The sequence below is a fragment of the Acinetobacter sp. IK23 genome (assembly GCF_035615275.1).
Classification (GTDB): Bacteria; Pseudomonadota; Gammaproteobacteria; order Pseudomonadales; family Moraxellaceae; genus Acinetobacter; species Acinetobacter seifertii.
This window is the reverse complement of record NZ_JANBNX010000028.1, coordinates 1-23,126: the sequence shown is the minus strand read 5'-3', so window position 1 is coordinate 23,126 and position 23,126 is coordinate 1. Positions and strand designations below refer to the sequence as shown.

Here is a 23,126-nt window from a genome sequence, read left to right as displayed (position 1 = left end):
TCTAAAATTTAACTACCTGTTTTTTTCAACTGTGTATCTGTTTCTTGTTTTTTCTTCAAGCGTTCCTCCCAGAATGTTGCATTTTTAATTCCTAATTTAATAGGATCAAAAGTGTATTCTTTTACTCCAGCTTTTTGCTGCGTTTCATAATCTTTTAGTGCTTTAATTGTTGGCTTCCATACAAAATAAGTCACAATAATCCCGACAATATTAATCCATGCCATTAAGCCTACACCAATATCACCTATTCCCCATATATAGCCTGTCGCGCTTAAAACTCCATAAGATACAGATAGAATAATGAAGCACTTCGTCACAAATAATAAAGATGGAGATTTTGTAATATAACTTAGATAAGTAATATTAGTCTCAGCAATGTAGTAGTAAGCAACTATAGTAGTGAATGCAAAGAAGAAGACAGCTAAAGCCACAAAAATCTGACCAAAATTACCAAACATTGTGCTTACTGCCATCTGTGTAAATGCAGGAGAACCTAATTCCACAGTAGCTTCAACATTTTGCAAAATGAACTGACCCGCCTCTAATGTTCCTTGCACATTATATTTGCCAGTAATTAAAATCATAAAGGCAGTAGCTGAGCATACAAATAAAGTATCGACGTAAATAGAAAATGCCTGAACAAAACCTTGTTGAGCCGGGTGCTGAACTTCGGCAGCAGCGGCGGCGTGTGGACCAGTTCCTTGCCCAGCTTCATTTGAATAAACACCACGTTTTACTCCCCAGCCGATCGCAGCACCAAGACCTGCCATAGGAGAAAAAGCATCATTAAAAATTAATTTGATTACTGCTGGTAGTTCGTGAATATTTGCAATAACAATTACAACAGCCATTAAAATATAACCAGCTGCCATAAATGGAACAACAAATTCAGCAAACCGCGCAATTCGTTTAATACCACCAAAAATAATGATGGCAAGTAAACCAACAATTACGACAAGTGCAACAAGTTTAAATAAACCAATATCACCAAATATAATTGTTCCTTCACCAGTAATCTGAGTAAACGCCTTACCTACAGCATTTGCCTGAATACCCGGTAAGAACAAACCACAAGAAACAATAGCTGCAATAGCAAATACAATTCCTAACCAACGCTGACCTAAACCTCTATCAAAATAAAATGCTGGGCCACCACGATATTGTCCCTGATACTCAACTTTATAGATTTGACCTAAAGTCGATTCTACGTATGCCGTACTTGCTCCTAAAAATGCAACTAACCACATCCAAAAGACAGCACCAGGCCCACCAAAGCCAATTGCTGCCGCAACACCTGCAATATTACCCACACCCACGCGACCAGATAATGAAACGGCTAAAGCCTGAAAAGATGAAATCCCTTGTTCAGAAGAAGTCCCTTTTATTAATAGTCTAGCCATTTCCTTCATTTGACGCACTTGAACAAATCTTGTCAAAATAGAAAAAAATAAACCCGCGCCTAAGCACAGGTAAATAAGTGCCTTACTCCAAATAATGCCATTAATCCAATCAACAATTTCTGCTGCACTCATAGATATCAACCTTTGTATTTTTAAAATACAATACTCATATTATTTTGTTCATTTTCACTTCAGCAATATCCATGCCATACTTATAATAAACAGTGAGATATATACCTCAGTAAAAACACCTTCCTTGGGGATAGCTTAGATTTTTTATATCCACTGAAAACAAACTCTATCTGACTTGTAAAAATCTTATATCGTGTTATTTTTGGTGTCTTTCCCTTATTAGTTCCTTAGAAGATCTCTTCAAATTCCATATTATCTTTTATGAAAATTTTTGGAAAAAGAATGAAAAACCTCCTAAGAACTATATTTATATAATATCGAGCAAAATTTCAATTTTTTATGAGTAAAGCCAAAACTGTTTACCGTTGCGAGCAATGTGGTGCCGATCATCTTAAATGGGCTGGTCAGTGCTCAGAATGTGGTGAATGGAATTCTCTGACTGAAGTCAAACTCGAGCCAACTACAGCCCATCGCGCGCGTCCTAAAATTGGGGGTTATGCAGGCCAAGTTGCCAATATCACAACACTAAATAAAGTTTCGGTTTCTCATGAAACCCGCTTACCTACAGGTATTAGCGAGTTTGACCGTGTACTTGGTGGTGGTTTGGTCACAGGCTCAGTGGTACTGATTGGTGGTGACCCTGGTATTGGTAAATCGACTATTCTTTTGCAAACCGCAACCCATATGGCAAGTGCAAAAAGCTCTGCACTTTATATTACGGGTGAAGAGTCATTGTCTCAGGTGGCCTTACGTGCTCAGCGTCTTGACTTGCCTACTGACCAATTAAAAGTCATGGCTGAAACCTGTGTTGAACGCATTTGTGAAGTTTTAGAGCAAGAAAAACCTGTTGTTGCAATTTTAGATTCAATTCAAACGCTTTACACAGAAACGCTCCAATCTGCACCAGGGGGTGTCTCACAAATTCGTGAATCTGCTGCTTTATTGACCCGTTATGCAAAAAATAGTGGCACGGCACTCTTTATTGTTGGTCACGTGACCAAAGAAGGTGCGCTCGCAGGTCCACGTGTTTTAGAACATATGGTGGACTGCGTACTTTATTTTGAAGGTCAGTCAGACTCACGTTATCGTATGATTCGTGCTGTTAAAAACCGTTTTGGTGCAGTGAATGAGCTTGGCGTATTTGGCATGACCGATAAAGGCTTACGCGAAGTAGCCAACCCTTCTGCTATTTTCTTAAGTCGTTATGATGAAGCCATTCCCGGTTCAATTGTTATGATTAGCCGTGAAGGTACTCGCCCCCTTTTGGTTGAAGTTCAAGCTTTAGTCGATGATGCGCAAGGACAACCACGACGTGTCGCTCTTGGTCTTGAACAAAACCGCTTAAACATGTTACTTGCTGTCATGCACCGTCATGGTGGTGTGCAAACCACAGGACAAGATGTCTATGTCAATATTGTCGGTGGTTTAAAAATTACTGAAACAGGTTCTGACTTAGCTGTTTTACTTGCCTGTGCTTCGAGTTTACGTACCAAAGCATTACCACAGCAACTTGCAGTTTTTGGTGAAGTTGGACTTTCAGGTGAAATTCGCCCAGTACCAAATGGACAAGAGCGCTTGAAAGAAGCAGCAAAACATGGCTTTAAATATGTCATTTTACCTAGAGGCAACGCACCACAAAAAGAGATTCCGGGCGTTCAAGTGATTGCTGTGGCACGCTTACATGAAGCCCTCACTGAAGCAATGCAACTCAGTGATGAATTGACATAAAAAAACATATTTTTATAGTTGAAATTTAGTGTAAATGGCTGCATAAATACAATTACAAATTAATTTTAAACAGGAATTTCCTATGGAAGTACACCAGCGCGGCTTGATAACGGGTATTTTAATGGCTGCTTTGGCAATTTCTCCGCTTGCTGAAGCAAAACGTGCAGGTGGTGGTAAAAGCCACGGCATGGCACGCTCTACCACTTCAAGCCAGTCATATCAACAACCTCGTCAAGTGGCTCCAGTTCAACAACCTGCTACAGCACCTCAAAGATCTGGTCCGGGTGTGGGTTCAATGGTTGCGGCTGGTGTAGCTGGTGCTGCCGTAGGTGCTGTTGCAGCAAATGCTTTAGCTGATGATAAACCAACATCAACTGAACAACGTGTAACCCAGCCAGACAATCAGCAACAAGCTGCTCAACAACAAGAGAAGAAAGGTGGTATCCCAGGTTGGTTATGGGTATTACTTGCTGCTGCTGTTGCCTTTTTTGTATTTCGCAAATTTGGCGGGAAAAAAAAATTAGCAGCGAATAATCCTTATGCTCCAAACAGCAACGGTCAAAACACTTTTGGACGTTCGGCTACGCCAACTAACTCAAACGACAACACCAATATTTTTGGTCAGTCGGTTGCTGGCGGTACAGCTGCAACTCAGGCTCCGTTTGGTGGTGCAACAACAAGTAACGGCAACCAGTTACCAGATGGTAGCGAGCCTGCTTCTTTCTTACGTGTTGCTCGTCAGCGTTTTAACCACATTCAGTCAATTAACAGTGCAAGTAACGTTGAAGAAATTCGTCGCTACTTAACACCTGAGCTTTATAACTCTATGTATAACGACATCATGGAGAATCAAGATCAGGACGTTGCTGAATTTAGTAACTTAAATGCAATGGTTGTAGACAGTGCGACTGAAAATGGTCAATACATTGTGAGCGTACGCTTCACAGGTACAGTAAGTGAAGATTTAAATAGCTTGCCACAGCCATTTACTGAAATCTGGCACTTTGTAAAACCTGTTGGCTCTCAGCAAGACTGGGTTGTTGCAGGTATTCAACAAGCTTAATTTAACTAAGCTCTAAATAAAAAAGCCACAATATGTGGCTTTTTTATTTGCTCGCCCTCAGGCAATTTCGGCTGGAAATGCGATGACTTTTTCAATTTTAAGTTGATCGGTTGCAACCATGAGTAAACGGTCTATGCCTAAAGCAATTCCTGAACATTCAGGCATGTGAGGTAACGCAGCCAATAAGTGCTCATCTAAGGGCATGACATGAAGCCCTTGCTTAGCCCGTTCTGCATTATCTGCTTCAAAGCGTGAACGTAACACGTCTGCATCGAGCAATTCATCGTAGGCATTGGCAAGTTCCAGACCTTCGATATAGACCTCAAAACGCGCTGCGACCTCTTCCCCATCTTCATCTACTTTCACTTTCGCCAAAGACGCCATTTCTGGTGGAAAGTCAGTTAAAAAGACAGGTGCATCAAAACCTAAACTTGGCTCAACAAAATGAGAAAACAACAAATCCATATAAGCTAAGCGGTCGTCACCTAAATCGAGATTTAACCCCACACGATTTGCTGTATCTTTGAGTTGTTTCAAAGTGGCCTGCAAAGGGTTAATGTCTAAACGGTCCTGAAAAGCATGCTTATAACTTAAAATAAATGGACGAACTTCACCAAAACGATGCTGCAAACAAGTTTGTAATAAATCGGCTGTTTCATGCATTAATGCTTTTAAGTCTAAACCCGGACGGTACCATTCAAGCATGGTAAATTCACTATTGTGTTTACGCCCGTGTTCATCATCTCGGAAAACCTTACAGATTTGATAAATCGGCCCACTACCACTTGCTAGCAAACGTTTCATGGCAAACTCTGGCGAGGTTTGTAAATACTGAGTCTGCAATTTGCCATGAATATGACGCAAAGTCTGAACCGAAGCTAAATGCACATCGGTAACGCCTGCTTGTGAAACGATTGGTGTTTCAACTTCCATGACATCACGTTCTGCAAAGAACTGACGAATTTGGGTATAAAGCTTAGCACGAGCCTTTAAAGCATCAATTGAACAAGTAGGTTGATAACTTAAACTCATGCCTGTGGTTCCCCGTGTGCTGCCCATTCACGGCGCAGCGGATAATTCTTACGTAATAAATCAAATGCTTTTTGCTCTACTTTACCGTCTTTAACACAGGCACGGATGTTGGCATCATCTTGAGCAATATCATAAATCTGAGATAGTTTTTGCTTGAGTACTGCTTTTAAATCTTGTCCTGAAAAATAGTCTTCACATGCAGGCAACTGAGTCTCGAAACGCTTATTGATGTCATATCCAAATTTTTGGCAAAACGCTTCATAAATCATTTGTGTACCGCGAGCCTTACCTTCGAGGCTATAACCTGCAATATGCGGTGTTGCCAACGCTAACATATTTAAAAGCTCATCTGATATCACTGGCTCATGTTCAAATACATCGAGCACGACTTTACGCTGGGTACGTTGAATGTCTTGCATTAAAGCGGCTTCTTTCACGACTGGACCACGAGCGCTATTAATTAAAATTGTGTTAGGTTGAAGCGCTGCAAAAGCATTTTCGTCAAACAAATGATACGTCGCATGCTCACCGTGTTTGGTGAGCGGTACATGAATTGAAATAGCATTGGCTTGTTGCAATAGGGTTTTAAAGCTTACATTTTCAATTGAATCTAACTGCACATAGGGGTCAAAACCAATGACGTTCCAGCCAAGCAACCGAGCCATATAGGCCAAACGTTTCCCCACGTTTCCAAGACCAACGATGCCTAGCGTAAATTTTTCTTGTTGTTCTAAAAAGTTCACATCTAAATGCAGTAAAGCAGTAATCACATATTCAGCAACCGCTTGTGCATTACAACCTGCTGCATTGGCCCATGTAATATCATGCTTTTCAAGGGCTTGAATATCTAAATGATCGGTTCCGATTGTGGCACTACCCACATATTTTAAAGCTGTGTTTTGAATTAAACTTTCGTTCACTGCGGTGACTGAGCGAACCAATAAAGCTTCAACATCTTTTACATCTGCGTGCGTTAAGGTGCGTCCTGCATGGTGTTGAATATCGCCAAATTCTGAAAAAAAGTAATCGGTAAATGCCAAGTTTTCATCTGCGACGATTTTCATTGTCTGCAACTCATAGCTTATAAAAACGTTATTATCCTTTGAGTTGCAGTAAAGCACAATGTTCAGGGCGCTAAATTCACGCAGGGTTTCTAAGTTTGGCTTATCTACAAACCACCGCCTAAATAAAAATAAGCCATGAGTGCAAGTGTTATCCAAATTAGAATAATGAGTACAGCAACTAAATAATTTCGTGGCGCTTTTTCATGTTCCTCTAGCCATTCATTCGCTTGCTGTTCTGCATCAAAAATGACTTGTTCTGGTGTAAACCGAAGTGCTAACCAAATGAGTATGGGCAAAATAATCGCATCATCTACAAAACCCAAAATAGGAATAAAATCTGGAATTAAGTCGATAGGACTAAAAGCATAAGCTACAGCCACTACAGCAATAACTTTTGGCAACCAAGGCATTTGAGGATGTCTTGATGCAAACCAAAGCATAACAATCTGTTTTCTTAGACGTTTTGCCCATTCTTTTAGTGATTGTACCCAAGACATTTGGACTGTCTCTGAACCTGTAGAGTTTTATCATAATCTATAAAGTCTACCCATAGCTTAAAAGCAACAGAAATGTCAGATGAGCTTTGTTTTAAGACAAATATATTTTAAATGTCAGTATATAAAACAAACCTGTCTCCCCTACAGAAACTTGCCAATGTCAGACCAGATTGTTTAGCTAATTGAATAGCCATACTGGTCGGTGCTGAAATTGAAGCCAGTAAACTTATATTCAACTGGGCACATTTTCGTATTAGTTCATAACTTGCTCGACTGGTCATGACCACAAAACCTAAACTGGTGTCGTAGTTTTCTTGCGCTAAATAACCAATTAATTTGTCCAAGGCATTATGACGGCCAACATCTTCAAATAAAGCCACGATTTGACCATCAACCACCCAAGCTGCGGCATGTGCTCCACCTGTTAAAGCGGTAATTTCTTGCTGGGCTTTTAAATGGGAAATAGCACTCGGAATTTGCTCAAGCCATATTTTTGATGCATGCGTTGTAATTTTGGGAACATCTAAATGAAACTGCTCCAAACTTTCAATGCCACATAAACCACAACCTGTACGACCTACCATCATACGGCGGTGTTGTTTTAAAGCAGCAAATGCTCTCGATGAAATGGTCATTTCCACCGTAATGCCCAATTCACTTTGATGTACATCAAGCGCATATAGCTCTTTTAAACTGGGCAAAATACCTTCAGAGAGACTAAAACCTTTGGCAAATAATTCGACATCGGTTGGTGTTGCCATCATCACCGCATGTGAAATACCGTTATACACCAAGGCGATTGGGTACTCTTGCACAATATGATCTAAAACATTTTCAGATTCGGTTTTGTTAAACCGCTGTACTTGTAATGTTTCAACCCCATAAGCATGTGGTGTCAAAGTTATTTCCCTTATTTCAAAATGGCGCTTGTTTAGAGCGCCATTTGTTTGAGTTACATTTTAAATGTCGTGTTTGATTTAAAGACTACTGACTTTTTTATCTGCATCTTCAGGGTCAACGGCTGTTGCCAAGTTAAAGTGCTCAGGTGCATTTCCGGGATGCAAAATCACAGGAACACTTTTTGATGCTGGAATCTTGGCATATTTGTCATGACTGCTTAATGCCACTAAAGGATTGGTTTCCGGATAGTAAGCGGCCAAGCTGCCACGCGGAATGTTATACGGCACAATACGGAAACTATGCACAATACGCTTCACACCATCCGAGAAAACACTTTCAATATCGACCCACTGATTTGCTTCAAAGCCTGCTTCATCAATATCGGCTTGGTTCATAAACAATACGCGGCGCTGACCAAACACTCCGCGGTAACGGTCATCTAGACCATATAGTGTCGTGTTGTATTGATCATGAGAACGAGTGGTCATTAAGGTATATACTTTACTTTCGGTATATGCCGCAGCGTACTGATTTTCCTTATCGGCATAAACCTCACTCAAAGGTGTAATCATAAACTGCGCTTTCCCACTTTTTGTATTCCAGATGTGTTGATTAGCAGGATGCTCTAAGTGAAAGCCGCCCGGTTTATAAACACGTAAATTAAAGTCATGGAACTCATCGAATACATCGGCAATTGAGTCACGAATGCGGTCATAGCTCTCGATATACCATTTCCATTTAATCTGACTGTCTGGAAGTACCGCTTCAGCCATTCTTGCCACAATATCCGGTTCAGACAAAATATTTTTAGAAATTGGCGTGTTGCGCCCTGCCGACAAGTGAACATTACTCATTGAGTCTTCAACTGAAATGGCTTGTGGGCCGTGAAGCTGTTCATCAATTTCGGTACGGCCTAAACACGGCAAAATGAGTGCATCTTTACCACACACCAAATGACTACGATTTAATTTCGTTGCGACATGAACAGTTAAATCACATTTTCTAAGTGATTCTTGGGTATATGGGGTATCGGGGGTTGCAACTGCAAAGTTTCCACCTAAACCAATAAAGACTTTAACCTCGCCTTCAGCCATAGCTTTAATGGTTTCGACTACACCATGCCCATTTTTTCTTGGTGATTTAATACCGAATACACGGTCAATGCTATCAAGCAGTTTAGGGCTAGGCAACTCATTAATACCCATCGTGCGGTCACCTTGCACGTTACTGTGTCCACGAACCGGACAAAGTCCTGCACCCGGTCTGCCAATTTGACCACGCGCCAACAGTAAATTTGCCAGCATATGTACGTTAGCGGTTCCGTGACGGTGCTGGGTAATGCCCATACCCCAACAGAAAATTGAACGCTCAGAGTCTAAAAAGAGTTTAGCGAGTTTTTCTAAATGTTCAGGCGATAAACCTGAGTGCTTATAAATATCTGCCCACTCAGTTCTTTCCACCTCGGCAATCATTTCATCGAAACCAACGGTATTGACTGCAATAAAGTTTCGGTCAAAAACGCTTGGTTTACCTGAGGCAATTGCCTTTTTATCCCACTCATTTAAGTGCTTTAACATCCCTAACATGAGAGCATAGTCACCCCCAATTTTTGGCTGGAAATAATAACGACTAATTGGTGTACTGCCGTTAGTCATCATTTCAAGCGGTGCTTGAGGGTCTTGGAAACGCTCTAGGCCTCGTTCTTTAATTGGGTTAATCGCAATAATATTGCCACCCCGTTTAGACACTTCACGTAAAGTACCTAACATACGCGGATGGTTGGTTCCGGGGTTATGACCAAAACTAAAAATAGCATCGGCTAGGTCAAAGTCGTCTAAGGTGACCGTGCCCTTTCCTAAACCAATCGAGTCGAGCAAACCGACACTTGTGGTTTCATGACACATGTTCGAACAGTCTGGAAAGTTATTTGTACCGAAGCTTCGCACAAACAATTGATATAAAAATGCGGCTTCGTTACTGGCACGGCCCGATGTGTAAAACGCCGCTTGGTCAGGGTTGTCTAGTGCATGTAAATGTTGAGCGATGAGCTTAAATGCATCGTCCCAAGAAATAGGCACATATTTATCGGTTGCAGCATCATAACGAACTGGGTCGGTTAAGCGACCTAGGTCTTCTAGGAAAAAGTCACTTTGCTCTGACAGCCAACTGACGGTATGACCTGCAAAATATTCAGGAGTAACGGTTTTACTGGTTGCTTCAAAGGCAACCGCTTTGGCACCATTTTCACAGAAGTTAAATGCGTGAGCGTCTTTCTTTTCTGGCCATGCACAGCCAGGACAGTCAAAACCTGTCGGCTGGTTAATGTTGAGTAAGGTAATTGAGCCTTTGCCTAAAATATCTTGTCGCTTTAGGTTTCGAGCAACACTGAGCAGTGCGCCCCACCCGCCAGCAGGATGAGTATATGGCTCAATTCGCGCAAAACTATTATTTTCCTGTATGTGCTTTTGTTCTTCTGAATTATCCACTTTTTCATCCTCTTATTTCTTTTACACTCAACAGGCTCAATGAAATCACAATTTAATTATGGTTTGATCAAAGCTACCCGCTGTTTACCGATGAGTAGAGTCTGCTTTTGATGTTATTGCTCAAATTTTAAAAACTGGCTCAAGGCTTCTTATAATATGTGCCATATTGTTTACAATTACAATCATTCACCCCAAGTACACCATTTAAATAATACTAATTAAAACAAATGTTTAAAAAATAATAACTGTGGTTTTTACAGATCAAAACATTATTAGCCTTTACCCTTAACAGAGTGAAAGTGTTTTTAAATTGACACTTACATGTGTTTATCTATGGTTTTTTGGCATTAAGCAGTATAAAACAATGAGAAATCTATTCGTATTAGAGTATTTATGAAGGTTGTGATTGCCCCTGACTCATTTAAAGACAGCTTATCTGCTTTAAAGGTAGCTCAGGCCATTGCCAAAGGATGGCAAGCAGTTTTTCCTCATACGGAAACTGTTTTATGCCCAATGGCAGATGGCGGTGAAGGAACCATTGAAGCTGTTTTAGAAGTCTGCAAAGGTGAATGGCGTGAAAAAACTGTGGTTGGCCCCTTAGGTCAGCCTGTTCAAGCCAAATGGGGATGGTTAGAAAAACAAAAAATCGCCATCATTGAAATGGCTCAAGCAAGCGGCATACAATTAGTCCCACCGTCTGAGCGAGACGCTTGCCACAGCACGACGTTTGGAACAGGCCAGCTCATTTTGGATGCTTTAGACGCAGGTGCAAAAGACATTATTCTAACCGTAGGCGGTAGTGCAACTAATGATGGTGGCTCAGGCTTACTCAGTGCCTTGGGCGCTGTTTTGCTCGATACCAATCAAAAGGTTTTACCCGCAGGTGGCCTCGCTCTAAGCAACCTATCACACATTGATTTAACACATTTCGACTCACGCATTGAACATACACGTTTTTTACTGGCTGCCGATGTAACCAATCCGCTTTGCGGTCCAAATGGCGCATCTCATATTTTTGGTCCACAAAAAGGTGCTTCTCCGACTCAAGTAACGTTACTCGATGCAGCGCTTGCGCATTTTGCCGATGTGTCAGCGGAGCTTTTAGGTTTTGACAAACGAGATGAAGCAGGCTCAGGTGCTGCAGGTGGTTTGGGCTTTGCTGCCAAAAGTTATTTAAATGCGTCGTTTAAAGCTGGTGTTAAAGTCGTGGCTGAACTGAATGAACTTGAGCATAAAATTGCTGATGCAGATTGGGTGATTACGGGTGAAGGTAAATTTGACCAGCAAACTTTAAGTGGTAAAACAGTTTTTGGGGTGAGCCAAATAGCAAAGGCGCACAATGTACCTGTGATTGTGATTGCTGGGACATTAGGCGAAGGCTACCAAGCGCTTTATAAACATGGCGTTACGGCTGCTTTTTCAGTCGCCAATGGTCCCATTACATTAGAACAAGCCTGTGAACATGCAGCAGAACTCATTTATGAAAGAACCGTCGATATTGCAAAATTAATCCAGTTTAGCCAAACCAGTTTCAAAGATAAAAAAGTTTAATCGGCTAACTTTAAAAGGCTCTCTTTACAGCTTTCTAAGATTTCATCGCTAAGGTTTGATTGGTCTGGGCATGCGCGAGACAACGCAATTGCCCCTACAGACTGAGCAAGAATATTAATAGCTTGCTTTCTCAACTCTGGCGTTTCCAAAGAAACTTGTTTGGCTCGTTCATTCATTATGAACCGAATAAGTTGCTCAATGCCCTCTTCAAATTCTACTTTTACCTCGTCTGGCTGTCGTGCAGCATCACAAGATAGCGCCGTTAGCGTGCAGCCCAAATCTCGATTATCTCGATGAGTACGAGACACATAAAGCTGAATAAATTGAGTTAAGTTTAAACCTTCTATTCTTTTCAAAACCTGCTCAAGTCCATGTTTAACAGTAATTGAGACAAGGTCTGTTTTCGAACTGAAATGTTTATAAAAACCGCCGTGGGTAAAACCTGCGCTAGACATTAACTCGGCAATGCCGACCCCATCGTAGCCTTTGATACGAAATAGTTGAGTCGCCTTTTCAACAATTTTATCTCGGTTTTCTTTTACCTGAGTTTTACTGACTTTCATGCTGGCGCACCCACTTTTATTCACCCTACTGGTCATAATTATACATTGATTATGATTGACATCAAAAATTAGTTATTTTAGATTATGATCATCATCTAAAAATTAAAGCGTGGAGACATCACATGTCAGCTCAATCAAAAGTACTTATTACAGGAGCTTCGTCAGGGATTGGTTCTGTCTATGCAGACCGATTTGCTCAACGTGGCCATAACTTAATTCTGGTGGCACGAGACACCAACCGCTTAGATAAAATCTCGAAGGACCTTCAAGAAAAATACGGTGTACAGGTCGAGTTCATTCAAGCCGATCTATCAAAAGATCAGGACATTAGTAAAATTGAAGATGTACTCAAAAACGATGCTGATATTGAAATTTTGGTAAATAACGCTGGGATTGCACTAAACGGAAACTTTTTAACTCAAGATCGTAATGAGATTGAAAAACTTCTGACTTTAAATATGACTGCGGTGGTGCGGTTGTCTCGTGCAATTTCTCAAAAACTCGTAAATAAAGGTAAAGGTGCCATTATTAATTTAGGCTCTGTGCTTGGCTTAGCGCCTGAATTTGGTTCTACCATTTATGGTGCAAGTAAATCCTTCATCCAATTTTTTAGCCAAGGCTTATATTTAGAATTAAAAGATCATGGCGTGCATGTTCAAGCCGTATTGCCTTCTGCTACTAAAACCGAAATTTGGGAACGTTCAGGCATCGACTTAAGCCAAGTTCCACCATTAATGGATGTCAATGATTTGGTCGATGCCGCTCTGATTGGCTTTGACCGTAAAGAAACAATCACAATTCCTGTGCTGAAAGACGAAAATCAATGGAATAATTTTGAAAAATCACGTATCACTTTACTACCAAACTTTTCTTCGGCTGATGTAGCCCAACGTTATAAAAACTAACGAGTACCGCTACCCAACTCTTAAGTAGGAAAATCTTATGAATGTTATTGATGCCATCCGTAACCGCCGCGCAGTTAAACGCTTCGACCCTGCTTTTCAACTTTCTGAAGATAACAAAAAGCAGTTATTACAAGAAGTTTTAGCAAATGCGCCAAGCGCTTTTAACTTACAACATTGGCGTCCAGTCATCATTAAAGATACTGAGTTAAGACAAAAAATTCGCACCATTGCTTGGGATCAACCACAAGTTACAGAATCATCATTACTGATTGTGTTGTGTGCAAAAGTAAATACATGGGAAGTTGATGCTAAGCGTGTATGGGATGGAGCTTCTCCGGAAGTTCAAAATATTATGACTGGCGCAATTGACCAATATTACCGTGACCGTCCACAAACCCAACGTGACGAAGTTATGCGTAGTGCTGGTATTTTTGCTCAAACCTTAATGCTGCTTGCTCAAGAGCATGATTTAGACAGTTGCCCTATGGATGGTTTTGACTTTGATGCAATGGCAAAGCTGATTAACTTACCTGAAGATCACGTGGTGTGTTTAATGATTGCAGTTGGTAAGTCAGCATCTCAGCCTTATCCACGTGTGGGCAAACTTCCTTACGACGATGTCATTATTCAAAATACATTCTAAGTTTTAGACAGATTTTAGGCCCTCATGTATAGCATGAGGGCCTAATTATTAATGACATTCTGTTTTGTAAAATCATTTGGCTTTTTTTGTATTTAACTTATTAGTTAAACGACGAACTAAAAGAAAAAATAAAGGCACAAAGAAAATAGAAAGTAGAGTTCCCGAAATCATCCCACCAGTTACGGCGATACCAATTTCTTTTCGGCTAACAGCCCCTGCTCCTGTAGATACAGCCAATGGAAGAACACCTGCAACAAAAGCCAGAGATGTCATAATAATTGGCCGTAATCGCTGACCCGCGCCTTCAATAATGGCATCCATTAATGCCTGACCAGCCTCTAACTTGGCTGCCGCAAACTCAACAATCAAAATAGCATTTTTGGCAGAAAGCCCAATGGTGGTGAGCATAGCGACCTGAAAGTAAATATCATTCACAAAACCTGCCAGACTTGCAGCAACTACAGCGCCAATAAGACCTAAAGGAATAACTAGCATGACAGAGACAGGAATAGACCAACTTTCATAAAGTGCTGCCAAACATAAAAAGATAAAGATGATTGAGGCTAAATATAACCAGATCGTTTGGCCACCTGCTAGTTTCTCTTGATATGACAATCCGCTCCACTGAAGATTAAAACCTTGTTGCTGGTCAACTAACTGCTGCATCTTATCCATAGCCCCACCAGAACTCTCACCAGCTGCCGCAGAACCTTGTATTTGAAGGGCTGAAAGACCGTTAAAGCGTTGCAGCATTTGAGGGCCCATCTGCCATTTCACAGAAGAGAAACTAGAAAATGGCGTCATCTCACCAGTAGCACCGCGAACATACCATTGCCCCTGTAATGGGATATTCTTATCCTGCAACAATATTAGGTGGTGCGCTACCAACTTCTCAAGAATTGAAAAAACTCAATCAAGAAGTTTGTTCAATGTTTTTAAAGGCATGGCAGTATAAAGAATAATTGTATAAACAATAAAAGCTCCGTGTTTAGAGGGGCTTTTATTGCCTCAAATCATTAATCGTATTTCTTTAAAGTTTTGATCAAAGCTTCATGAAATAGTTTCGGGTTTTGCATTTGTGGTGAATGTCCCATACCTGCAAATTCAATTAATTCAGCGTTTGGAATTAATTTTGCAGCTTCTTTACCCAGAACACTGTATTGACCAATTTTTTGTTTAACTTCAGGTGGAGCTATATCACTACCAATTGCAGTTGTGTCACCTGTACCGATATACAGCACTGTAGGCACTTTAAGATGAGAAAATTCATAATAGACAGGTTGAGTAAAAATCATGTCGTAAATAAGTGCTGAGTTCCAAGCGACTTTTTCATGTCCCTTCCCTGCATTTAATCCAGCTAACATATCTACCCATTTATCATATTCAGGCTTCCATTGACCTTGATAATAAGTTTTTAATTCATAAGCTTTTATAGACTCTGCACTCACTTTCAGTTCACGCTGATACCATTGATCAATACTGCGATATGGAACCCCTTTTGCTTTCCAGTCCTCTAAACCAATTGGATTGACCATTCCTAATAATTTTGTTTCTTTCGGATACATCAAAGCATAGCGGGTTGCCAACATACCACCTGTTGAATGCGCCAATAAAATAGGTTGTTTAACCCCTAATTTATTGAGTAAAGCATGTGTGTTCTCTGCAAGCTGTTGGAAACTATATTGATAATGATCTGGTTTGCTAGAAGTACAGAAACCGATTTGATCGGGAGCAATCACCCGATAGCCATTTTGTGTTAAAAAACTAATGGTTTCTTCCCAAGTTGCACCACAAAAGTTTTTGCCATGCAAAACCACCACTGTTTGTCCATTAGGGTTTTTGGGTTGAACATCCATATATCCCATTTTTAAATTTTGCTGTTGGGATGAGAAGTTAAAATATTGGAGCGGATAAGGATATTTAAATCCTTCTAAATGCTCTCCATACACATTATTTGCAGAACTGACCGTTGATGCAGTAAGACAAGCAAAAATTAAAGACAAGAATGGCAGTTTATTTTTCATCTTTCATTTCTCTCGAACAAATAGGAATAAGGATGTTTTAGCTGAGTTACATCCGAGTTCAAGATCGATTCGAATGTAAAAGTTTTACGGATTATTTAAATAGAAAATTGGATAAACTTTTCTCGACGCCTTCAGGGTTTTCTTCAATTAGCCAATGACCTGTGTTAGGTAAAATTACCGCTTCTAACTTAGCTGGATCTTCCACAAACTTCGCTCTCATTTCTTTAATCAATACGTCATTCACTCCCTTTTCACCACTAAGTGCCATTGCAGGAATAAATAACTTTTTGTTATTTGCTAAAAGAGCTTCATTTTGTAAGGCTGAGTCTTTCTTTGAACGGTAATAACCAAAGGCTGCTTTTAATTTATCTCGAGTCGAATACGGCTCAATCAACTCAGCAAGGAGTTCAGGCGTAAAAATGTCTTTTTTACCTGCATAAGTTTTAATAAAGTACGAGAGAAATAAATTTGGGTCATTCGCAATTTGCTTTTCGGCAATATCACCAAAACTAAAATAACCAAAATGCCAGCCTAAACCCGGCCCTTTTGGTGAATAACCCGGGTGATTGAATGTCTCCATATCTGGAATTGGAGAATCCATAAAGACAACTTTTTTAACGTAATCTTGATTATTTGCAACTAGAGGGTAAGAGGCCGTATTTCCAATGTCATGACTCACATAATAAATAGGCTTATTCTTGGTAATTTGTTTTATGGCACTTAATAGAATTTTCGATGCATTCTCTGCAGAGTAATCATCGTTAAGTATGGGAGATGATTGACCTAAACCCGGTAAATCTATTGCAATCACTTTATGGTCTTTCATATAAGACAGCATGACTGGTTCCCACATTTTCCATGTCGAACCAAAACCATGAATAAATATAATTGGTGTGCCTTTAGATCCGCCTTCAACGTAATGAAGTTTTACGCCTTCAGACTCGATAAACTTACTAGATAAACCCTTTGCATAAGCATATTGTCCAAACCCTTCAGATTTCACTTTATTAAACATTTGCTGTGAAACGGCTGGGGGTGTATCTATCGACTTTAAGTTTGGATCATATTCTGCATTTGCATATGAAGAACCAACCAAAATAAAAGCTATAGAAATGGAAATATTTTTAAAATATCTATTCATATTAATGACTCATTTAAAATAAATAATTCATTGCACCCAAGCCTTAAGCCTGAGTGCGATGAATTTCATATTTATTTAAATAAAAAGTTCGATAAACTTTTCTCGACACCTTCAGCGTTTTCTTCCACCATCCAGTGTCCTGTATCTGGCAAAATAATGGCTGAGTATTGGGCTGGATCAGCTACAAATCTTGCTCGCATCTCTTTAACCAAAACATCATTTACCCCTTTCTGGCCGGTAAGCGCCATAGAAGGGATGGTTAACTTTTTGCCACCAGCAAGTAATGCTTCATTTTGACGAACTGAGTCTGCATGCGAACGGTAATAACCAAAAGCTGCTTTTAATTTATCTCGAGTCGAATACGGTTCAATCAACTCAGCAAGTAGCTCAGGTGTAAAAATTTCTTTTTTCCCTGCATAGGTTTTAATAAAGTATGAGAAAAATAAATTTGGGTCATTCGCAATTTGCTTTTCAGCAATATCACCAAAGCTGAAATAACCAAAGTGCCAGCCTAAACCTGGGCCATCTGGGGTATACCCCGGATATTCGAACATAGCACGGTCAGGAATTGGCGAGTCCATAAATACAGCTTTTTTGATATAGCCCTGATTATTGGCAACCAGTGGATAAGAAGCCGAATTACCTAAATCGTGACTGACATAATAGATTGGCCCTTTACCAGCAATTTTTTTAATCGCACCAATCAAAATTTTTGAGGTATTTTCTGCCGAATAATCATCGTTAAGTATTGGAGATGATTGCCCCAAACCCGGTAAATCAATTGCAATGACTTTATGGTCTTTCATATAAGACAGCATGACTGGTTCCCACATTTTCCATGTCGAACCAAAACCATGAATAAATACAATTGGTGTACCTTTAGATCCGCCTTCAACATAATGAAGTTTTACGCCTTCAGACTCGATAAACTTACTAGATAAACCTTTTGCATAAGCATACTGGCCTAACCCCTCAGATTTCACTTTATTAAACATTTGCTGTGAAACGGCTGGAGGTGTATCTATCGACTTTAAGTTTGGGTCATATTCTGCATTTGCTTGACTTAATCCCAATACACCAATTGCTGCGGACAAAGTCATTACTTTAAAAAATTTATTCATTTTCTTAACCTTAATTTATAGAGTGAGATTATTGAGCAGTTGGATAGTCGGTATAGCCAGTTGCATCGCCGCCGTAGAAATATTCAGATTTTGCTGGTGCTAAAGAATGACCTGACTGTAAACGCTCTACTAAATCTGGGTTGGAAATGAAAGGACGACCAAATGCCACTGCATCTACTAATCCTTTATCAAGAATAGATTCGGCTCTTTCGAGTGAATAATTTCCACAAACAATTAATGTGTTTGTGAACAGTGAACGGAGTTTTTCTCTGAAACCCACTGGATAAGTATCGCCATGTGGAAGCATGTCCCACTCAGCCAAATGGATATAAGCGATATTTCTTTTTTGTAATTGTTCAGCTAAATAAAGTGTAATTTCTTCGGGTTGTTGGTCTGTCATACCATTAATGGTTCCCCAAGGTGATAAACGTACACCTACTCGACCAGCACCAATCGCCTCAATCAATGCATCGACTGTTTCTAATAAGAAACGTGCACGATTTTCGACAGAACCACCATAGTTATCAGTACGCTGGTTCGCATCTGTAGATAAGAACTGGTCAAATAAATAACCATTTGCAGCATGAACTTCAACTAGGTCAAAGCCAGCTTTCACAGCATTTTGAGCAGCTTGAATAAATTCTTGTTTAACGTTTTGAATATCATCTAAATCCATTGCTCTTGGCATCTCGGCAGGTACCATTGCCCCTTCACCTTTTTCATTGGCAATAAATACAGATGCTTTGGCCTGAATTGCAGATGGCGCAATCGGTTGCTCGTGATTAATATGCAATGAAGAGTGCGACATACGCCCAACATGCCATAACTGAGCAGCAATTTTTCCGCCTTTTTCATGTACAGCTTGAGTCGCTAAAGCCCAACCTTGGATTTGTTCATCTGAATAAATACCAGGTGTAAAAGAATAGCCTTTACCTACGTCAGAAACTTGTGTGCCTTCAGTAATGATTAAACCTGCACTTGCACGTTGACCATAATAAAGTGCATTGAGTTCGGTCGGCACATCGTTAGGCTGTGCTGCTCTTGATCTGGTCATTGGTGCCATAACAATACGATTATTGAGTTCAACATCGCCCACAGTCACTGGATTAAATAATTTGTGATTCATTTTTTAGCCCTTAAAATATGCATAAGATTATTTATGTAGTGATCACTATATAATCATGCTAAAATAGAGTCAACGATTTTTTGTAGTGATCAATACAAAATGGAGAACAAAATGAACAAAACCGCAGGTCGTGGCCGTCCGCGTAATTTCGATCGAGATGCTGCATTAGACAAAGCGATGAATCTATTTTGGCGAAATGGTTATGAAGCGACATCGATTAATGACCTGACAAAAGCGATGGAAATCAATCCGCCAAGTCTCTATGCTTCTTTTGGAAATAAAGAAAAGTTGTTTATTGAAGCTGTTGATTATTATGTAAAAAGCTTTGGTAATTATCGAATTGAAGCACTTCAAGAGTCTTTAACAGCTCAAGAAGGCATTAAAAATTTGTTAATCAGAACGATTGACCAATTTTATAGCAAGCCAGATAAAACCGGTTGTTTAGTCGTATCTGCAGCATTATCAGGTTCATCTGAAAGTAAAAATGTGCAAGAGATCTTAAGTAATGAGCGTAGAAAGACTGTTGCTCTCATCAAAGCGAGACTTGAGCAAGGTCAAAAAGATGGCGATGTAGCTGAAAGCTTAAACTTAGATGTATTAGCAGATTACTTTGGCATGATACTGTTTGGCATTACGATTCAAGCAAAAGATAACGTGCCCGTTCAAAACCTATACGAAAGTGTAGAAGTAGCTTTAAAAGCTCTAAAAAACTAATTTTTAATGATTTTAGAGTTGAAGTCATTAGGTTTGGTTTCAACTTCTTTCATTAAAATGATAGTGCTTTAAAACTGCCAAATAAATTTCTAGGCCAGTGACAATAATCACTCGCCTTGAAGGTTTGTATTGTTTTCTATTCACTCATCTCAACATTTTCATCTTGGTTAAACTATTTAGAAAATAGTTTAGTAAGCTCTCCTTTTCCTCGGTTTGCTGTGCGCTTAAAAGCTGAATAATTGTCCCTTCAATCATATATAGCAGTATTTTGGCATCGTTAAATGATGCCTCTATTTTTAGTAATCTGAGCTGGCTATAAAGTTCATTGATGAGCCATTTTCTGTATCTCACCGCAGTTTGATAAGCATTTGGATAACTATTTTTAGTTTCGAAAATGGCCTTAAATAATAAGTAATACGGCCCTTCTATATCGGCATGTAACCAATAGAGTTTCTTAATTTTATCCAATACAGTTGTTTCCAAATCATATTCCATCATAGCCATCACTTTATCTTGCAGTCGTTCTTTTTGCACAACGAGACAGATATCAACGAAGCGTTGTTTAGAGTGAAAATAACTATAGAACGTCATTTTTGTTATTTCTGTTTCACTCACAATTTTGTCGACACCGACGGTGTGAAAACCATTGTGATGAAACAAATCAATTCCATTTTCTACAGCTTTTAAAGCGCGTGTTGAGAGAATTAAATTTGGCATAATTTTACCGTTATAAAATAAATTGTTGTTGTATATAAATGAGATATAAAAGCCTTTACTTTTTAAAAGCTGAAAAAAGGCATAGCAAAGCCATAAAGACTGTGCTTGGCACATCTCAAGTTTTATTGTTGCTGCAAGTTTTTAGTCGTGACGATTTAAAGCCTTATTTGCCGCATGGCGATCAGACTCATAAATAACTAAGTTGTGTTGTTATAGCTTTTGGCAAAGGCTGCCAAGAAATTAAGAATGTACAAAGCCAACTCCTTTTTATTGGGAGTTCTGCCAGACATTTATAAAATTATGGTGGCAGAACGAGAAAGGGTTAGCAGACTAGTATTATCTCAAACTAGCACACCCGTAGGTGTCCCTTTCCCGTCCTACCGCTACGGGAAAGGAACGAGTGGCTACCACATATGAGTATTCCTCAGAAGGAATGGCTCTGATGCGGGAGATAATATTCGGTCTGCTAAAACCGACTGGCAATGTGGCCAGCAGGCAAAGAATAGTGCCCAACCCTTTTGCAGTCAAGCACACAAAATGACATTTGTTTTAATTTAGATCATTAAAAAGTAAGGATAAATAATGAGATAACTATTGTTAAATGGGGGTTTATAAAGGGGGAGATAATTGGCTTGGGAGGCTGTTTGGGGAGCTTAATAAGATAATATGTTGATTTTAGAGATTCTTAGTCTTAAATATTTTGGAGCTTCAATTTTCATGAATCAAATAGAATTAATTCTAAAAACCTTTAATGAGTATGAGTTTAAAGAAGGCTTAGATGATTTATTCTATTTATCTGGAGAGTTTCTAAAAGAAATTTATCCAACGACTATGCTCGAATATGAACAAGATATAGCATTCTTCATGGCTTTAAAAAGCTTGTTAGATAGTGGAAATATTTCTCTATTTTATAATATGAACTATGAAGATTCATCTAAAGATGGAAAATTGCTAATTGGAACCGCAGAGGAACAAATTAAGCAATTACAACAAGTTTGGATTGGCAGTGATGCTATCAATAAAATGGATGAGGAAAATGACTATGTAGGATGGTACTTCTTAACGCATTGCCCTTATGCATTAGCTCACAAAATTTATGATAAAAATGGAAACTTCGAGCGTTGGTTTTGTGCGGGTTAATTTTCTTTTATTAACGAATGTGAACCCAATTATTAAAGATTTTATTAATAAAAATAAAGTCCTATAATAACATTAATTTGCCACCCATATTTTATACCTTTATTGAGAGAAGGATTGTAAATGTGGTGTTTCTTCTACTCTCATTTTCTAATTAGACTGAGTAATGAGCTTATATGAATATACAACCTCCCAATTACTTTTGGGTTAATCACAAACAAACATACAAAACAGAAATTGGAGATGGTTATCTCTGGTCGCCCAAAGTAAACGCTAACAATAGCTTCAATCAATCATACGAGAATATGAAGCTGGTCAAACCTGGCGATATTATTTTTTCTTATGCCATGGGTGTTATCCAAGCATTAGGTTGTGCTAGATCTTATGCTTATGAAACAGAAAATCCCTTTCAAGAAATAGAACAGTGGGGAAATTTAGGGTGGAAAGTGGATGTAGATTTTTTCTATGTAGATAATAAGTTTAAACCTAAAGACTTTATTGATGAAATTCGCCCCCTATTATCTGATAAGTATTCTCCAATCAGTTTAAAAACTGGAAATGGTAATCAAGGTTGTTATCTAGCAAAGATCAGTGCCAATTTGGCTAGTTACTTATATGAGAAAATAGATCCTAATGGTGAGTTAGAAATTGCCCAATTGGACGAAGATAAAGATGAAAATATTCCTCAAACATCAAAAGCTGTATACATCTTGCAGCGTATTGGGCAAAACATTTTTCGTAAAGAACTAATCACGCAATTTAAACATTGTCCGCTTACAGGAATTCACTTAACTGAGCTTTTACGTGCGAGCCATATTAAGCCTTGGAGAATTTCTAATGATATAGAAAGGTTAGATTCTGCTAATGGGATTCTATTAGCAGCTCACGTAGATATCTTATTTGATAAAGGCTTAATTTCATTTGATGATGAAGGAAATCTTTTGACTAAAAATAATGAAGTAGACACTCTACTAAAACAAATGAATGTTCAGACAAGAAAGATTAAATTACCAATCGAATCAAAAAAATATTTGAAATGGCATAGGGATAGTTTTAATTTGATCCTAGACAGTATCGTGGACAACAAATCCCTCTAAATTCTTAAAATATTTCTTCTCAAAGGCTTCAGGGCTTAACCAGCCATTTGCAGAATGTCTTCTGACCCGATTGTAATAAATCTCA

General features: G+C 39.2%; 20 protein-coding genes and 2 pseudogenes. 9 read left to right on the top strand and 13 right to left on the bottom strand.

From position 1 onward, the window contains the following. Positions 1-8: 8 nt before the first annotated feature. Positions 9-1,532 carry an alanine/glycine:cation symporter family protein gene (locus MSG95_RS15680; protein WP_004699794.1) on the bottom strand — a complete coding sequence of 508 codons (1,524 nt, stop codon included), beginning with the start codon at positions 1,530-1,532 and terminating at the stop codon, positions 9-11. Between the two features lie 339 nt (positions 1,533-1,871). Between MSG95_RS15680 and radA the strand changes: the two genes are divergently transcribed. Together radA and MSG95_RS15670 are read left to right on the top strand one after the other, a co-directional pair. Beyond that, positions 1,872-3,260, top strand: coding sequence for a DNA repair protein RadA (gene radA, locus MSG95_RS15675; RefSeq protein WP_004699791.1), 1,389 nt, complete (start codon positions 1,872-1,874; stop codon positions 3,258-3,260). Positions 3,261-3,342: 82 nt separating this feature from the next. Beyond that, positions 3,343-4,323 carry a Tim44 domain-containing protein gene (locus MSG95_RS15670; protein ID WP_004699790.1) on the top strand — a complete coding sequence of 327 codons (981 nt, stop codon included), beginning with the start codon at positions 3,343-3,345 and terminating at the stop codon, positions 4,321-4,323. Between the two features lie 57 nt (positions 4,324-4,380). Here MSG95_RS15670 and epmA read toward each other — a convergent pair whose 3' ends face one another. From epmA to MSG95_RS15645, 5 genes are all read right to left on the bottom strand, one after another. Continuing rightward, on the bottom strand, positions 4,381-5,355 hold the full coding sequence (epmA, locus tag MSG95_RS15665) for an EF-P lysine aminoacylase EpmA (protein WP_004699788.1): 975 nt from the start codon (positions 5,353-5,355) through the stop codon (positions 4,381-4,383). Then, complete coding sequence (locus tag MSG95_RS15660; protein WP_004699786.1) at positions 5,352-6,419, bottom strand: 4-phosphoerythronate dehydrogenase; 1,068 nt, start codon at positions 6,417-6,419, stop codon at positions 5,352-5,354. Before MSG95_RS15660 ends, epmA begins: the two co-directional genes overlap by 4 nt. A 104-nt stretch (positions 6,420-6,523) precedes the next feature. Continuing rightward, on the bottom strand, positions 6,524-6,916 hold the full coding sequence (locus MSG95_RS15655; protein ID WP_004699783.1) for a YkvA family protein: 393 nt from the start codon (positions 6,914-6,916) through the stop codon (positions 6,524-6,526). 107 nt (positions 6,917-7,023) lie between these two features. Then, entirely contained in the window at positions 7,024-7,815 is a 792-nt protein-coding gene (gene fdhD / locus MSG95_RS15650) for a formate dehydrogenase accessory sulfurtransferase FdhD (RefSeq protein WP_004699781.1), read from the bottom strand. A gap of 78 nt (positions 7,816-7,893) precedes the next feature. Continuing rightward, the gene (locus tag MSG95_RS15645) at positions 7,894-10,302 is read right to left on the bottom strand and encodes an FdhF/YdeP family oxidoreductase (RefSeq protein ID WP_324624874.1); all 2,409 of its coding nucleotides are present in this window, start codon (positions 10,300-10,302) and stop codon (positions 7,894-7,896) included. Between the two features lie 393 nt (positions 10,303-10,695). Between MSG95_RS15645 and MSG95_RS15640 the strand changes: the two genes are divergently transcribed. After that, the gene (locus MSG95_RS15640; protein ID WP_004699777.1) at positions 10,696-11,853 is read left to right on the top strand and encodes a glycerate kinase; all 1,158 of its coding nucleotides are present in this window, start codon (positions 10,696-10,698) and stop codon (positions 11,851-11,853) included. Here the strand turns inward: MSG95_RS15640 and MSG95_RS15635 are convergent. Further along, positions 11,850-12,416 (bottom strand): TetR/AcrR family transcriptional regulator, encoded by a 567-nt coding sequence (locus MSG95_RS15635; protein ID WP_004699775.1) that lies wholly within the window; start codon positions 12,414-12,416, stop codon positions 11,850-11,852. The two genes, MSG95_RS15640 and MSG95_RS15635, sit on opposite strands and share 4 nt — an antisense overlap. Before the next feature lie 122 nt (positions 12,417-12,538). On the opposite strand from MSG95_RS15635, the gene MSG95_RS15630 reads away from it, so the two are divergent. Both MSG95_RS15630 and MSG95_RS15625 read left to right on the top strand, forming a co-directional pair. Beyond that, the gene (locus tag MSG95_RS15630; RefSeq protein ID WP_004699773.1) at positions 12,539-13,321 is read left to right on the top strand and encodes an SDR family NAD(P)-dependent oxidoreductase; all 783 of its coding nucleotides are present in this window, start codon (positions 12,539-12,541) and stop codon (positions 13,319-13,321) included. A gap of 37 nt (positions 13,322-13,358) precedes the next feature. Then, positions 13,359-13,964: a nitroreductase family protein gene (locus MSG95_RS15625; RefSeq protein WP_004699772.1), complete on the top strand. Its 606-nt coding sequence runs from the start codon at positions 13,359-13,361 to the stop codon at positions 13,962-13,964. A gap of 72 nt (positions 13,965-14,036) precedes the next feature. Here MSG95_RS15625 and MSG95_RS15620 read toward each other — a convergent pair. Further along, positions 14,037-14,801 (bottom strand): annotated as a pseudogene (locus MSG95_RS15620) (efflux RND transporter permease subunit); the annotation flags it as partial. Here MSG95_RS15620 and MSG95_RS15615 point away from each other — a divergent pair. Then, positions 14,795-14,926, top strand: a pseudogene (locus MSG95_RS15615) (TetR family transcriptional regulator); the annotation flags it as partial. The pseudogenes MSG95_RS15620 and MSG95_RS15615 overlap by 7 nt on opposite strands. 54 nt (positions 14,927-14,980) lie before the next feature. Here the strand turns inward: MSG95_RS15615 and MSG95_RS15610 are convergent. From MSG95_RS15610 to MSG95_RS15595, 4 genes are all read right to left on the bottom strand, one after another. After that, the gene (locus tag MSG95_RS15610) at positions 14,981-15,988 is read right to left on the bottom strand and encodes an alpha/beta hydrolase (RefSeq protein ID WP_324624875.1); all 1,008 of its coding nucleotides are present in this window, start codon (positions 15,986-15,988) and stop codon (positions 14,981-14,983) included. A gap of 91 nt (positions 15,989-16,079) precedes the next feature. After that, a complete protein-coding gene (locus MSG95_RS15605) occupies positions 16,080-17,129 on the bottom strand; it encodes an alpha/beta hydrolase (protein WP_324624876.1) in 1,050 nt (349 codons plus the stop codon). A 71-nt stretch (positions 17,130-17,200) separates the two neighbouring features. Continuing rightward, positions 17,201-18,250 carry an alpha/beta fold hydrolase gene (locus tag MSG95_RS15600; RefSeq protein WP_191010340.1) on the bottom strand — a complete coding sequence of 350 codons (1,050 nt, stop codon included), beginning with the start codon at positions 18,248-18,250 and terminating at the stop codon, positions 17,201-17,203. A 28-nt stretch (positions 18,251-18,278) separates the two neighbouring features. Further along, positions 18,279-19,376, bottom strand: coding sequence for an alkene reductase (locus MSG95_RS15595; RefSeq protein WP_216134919.1), 1,098 nt, complete (start codon positions 19,374-19,376; stop codon positions 18,279-18,281). A gap of 111 nt (positions 19,377-19,487) precedes the next feature. On the opposite strand from MSG95_RS15595, the gene MSG95_RS15590 reads away from it, so the two are divergent. Then, complete coding sequence (locus MSG95_RS15590; protein ID WP_019457334.1) at positions 19,488-20,090, top strand: TetR/AcrR family transcriptional regulator; 603 nt, start codon at positions 19,488-19,490, stop codon at positions 20,088-20,090. A 144-nt stretch (positions 20,091-20,234) separates the two neighbouring features. Here MSG95_RS15590 and MSG95_RS15585 read toward each other — a convergent pair whose 3' ends face one another. Further along, positions 20,235-20,807, bottom strand: coding sequence for a TetR/AcrR family transcriptional regulator (locus MSG95_RS15585; RefSeq protein WP_324624877.1), 573 nt, complete (start codon positions 20,805-20,807; stop codon positions 20,235-20,237). Between the two features lie 717 nt (positions 20,808-21,524). On the opposite strand from MSG95_RS15585, the gene MSG95_RS15580 reads away from it, so the two are divergent. Together MSG95_RS15580 and MSG95_RS15575 are read left to right on the top strand one after the other, a co-directional pair. Further along, positions 21,525-21,947, top strand: coding sequence for a hypothetical protein (locus tag MSG95_RS15580; protein WP_324624878.1), 423 nt, complete (start codon positions 21,525-21,527; stop codon positions 21,945-21,947). A gap of 173 nt (positions 21,948-22,120) precedes the next feature. Continuing rightward, positions 22,121-23,041, top strand: a complete 921-nt coding sequence (locus MSG95_RS15575; RefSeq protein ID WP_324624879.1) for an HNH endonuclease — start codon at positions 22,121-22,123, stop codon at positions 23,039-23,041. Positions 23,042-23,126 lie beyond the last annotated feature (85 nt).

Bases quoted from the DNA above. Each gene is read 5' to 3' on its own strand.
- MSG95_RS15680 (WP_004699794.1), bottom strand. From the start codon at position 1,532: ATGAGTGCAGCAGAAATTGTTGATTGGATTAATGGCATTATTTGGAGT.
- radA (WP_004699791.1), top strand. From the start codon at position 1,872: ATGAGTAAAGCCAAAACTGTTTACCGTTGCGAGCAATGTGGTGCCGAT.
- MSG95_RS15670 (WP_004699790.1), top strand. From the start codon at position 3,343: ATGGAAGTACACCAGCGCGGCTTGATAACGGGTATTTTAATGGCTGCT.
- epmA (WP_004699788.1), bottom strand. From the start codon at position 5,355: ATGAGTTTAAGTTATCAACCTACTTGTTCAATTGATGCTTTAAAGGCT.
- MSG95_RS15660 (WP_004699786.1), bottom strand. From the start codon at position 6,419: ATGAAAATCGTCGCAGATGAAAACTTGGCATTTACCGATTACTTTTTT.
- MSG95_RS15655 (WP_004699783.1), bottom strand. From the start codon at position 6,916: ATGTCTTGGGTACAATCACTAAAAGAATGGGCAAAACGTCTAAGAAAA.
- MSG95_RS15640 (WP_004699777.1), top strand. From the start codon at position 10,696: ATGAAGGTTGTGATTGCCCCTGACTCATTTAAAGACAGCTTATCTGCT.
- MSG95_RS15635 (WP_004699775.1), bottom strand. From the start codon at position 12,416: ATGAAAGTCAGTAAAACTCAGGTAAAAGAAAACCGAGATAAAATTGTT.
- MSG95_RS15630 (WP_004699773.1), top strand. From the start codon at position 12,539: ATGTCAGCTCAATCAAAAGTACTTATTACAGGAGCTTCGTCAGGGATT.
- MSG95_RS15625 (WP_004699772.1), top strand. From the start codon at position 13,359: ATGAATGTTATTGATGCCATCCGTAACCGCCGCGCAGTTAAACGCTTC.
- MSG95_RS15610 (WP_324624875.1), bottom strand. From the start codon at position 15,988: ATGAAAAATAAACTGCCATTCTTGTCTTTAATTTTTGCTTGTCTTACT.
- MSG95_RS15605 (WP_324624876.1), bottom strand. From the start codon at position 17,129: ATGAATAGATATTTTAAAAATATTTCCATTTCTATAGCTTTTATTTTG.
- MSG95_RS15600 (WP_191010340.1), bottom strand. From the start codon at position 18,250: ATGAATAAATTTTTTAAAGTAATGACTTTGTCCGCAGCAATTGGTGTA.
- MSG95_RS15595 (WP_216134919.1), bottom strand. From the start codon at position 19,376: ATGAATCACAAATTATTTAATCCAGTGACTGTGGGCGATGTTGAACTC.
- MSG95_RS15590 (WP_019457334.1), top strand. From the start codon at position 19,488: ATGAACAAAACCGCAGGTCGTGGCCGTCCGCGTAATTTCGATCGAGAT.
- MSG95_RS15585 (WP_324624877.1), bottom strand. From the start codon at position 20,807: ATGCCAAATTTAATTCTCTCAACACGCGCTTTAAAAGCTGTAGAAAAT.
- MSG95_RS15580 (WP_324624878.1), top strand. From the start codon at position 21,525: ATGAATCAAATAGAATTAATTCTAAAAACCTTTAATGAGTATGAGTTT.
- MSG95_RS15575 (WP_324624879.1), top strand. From the start codon at position 22,121: ATGAATATACAACCTCCCAATTACTTTTGGGTTAATCACAAACAAACA.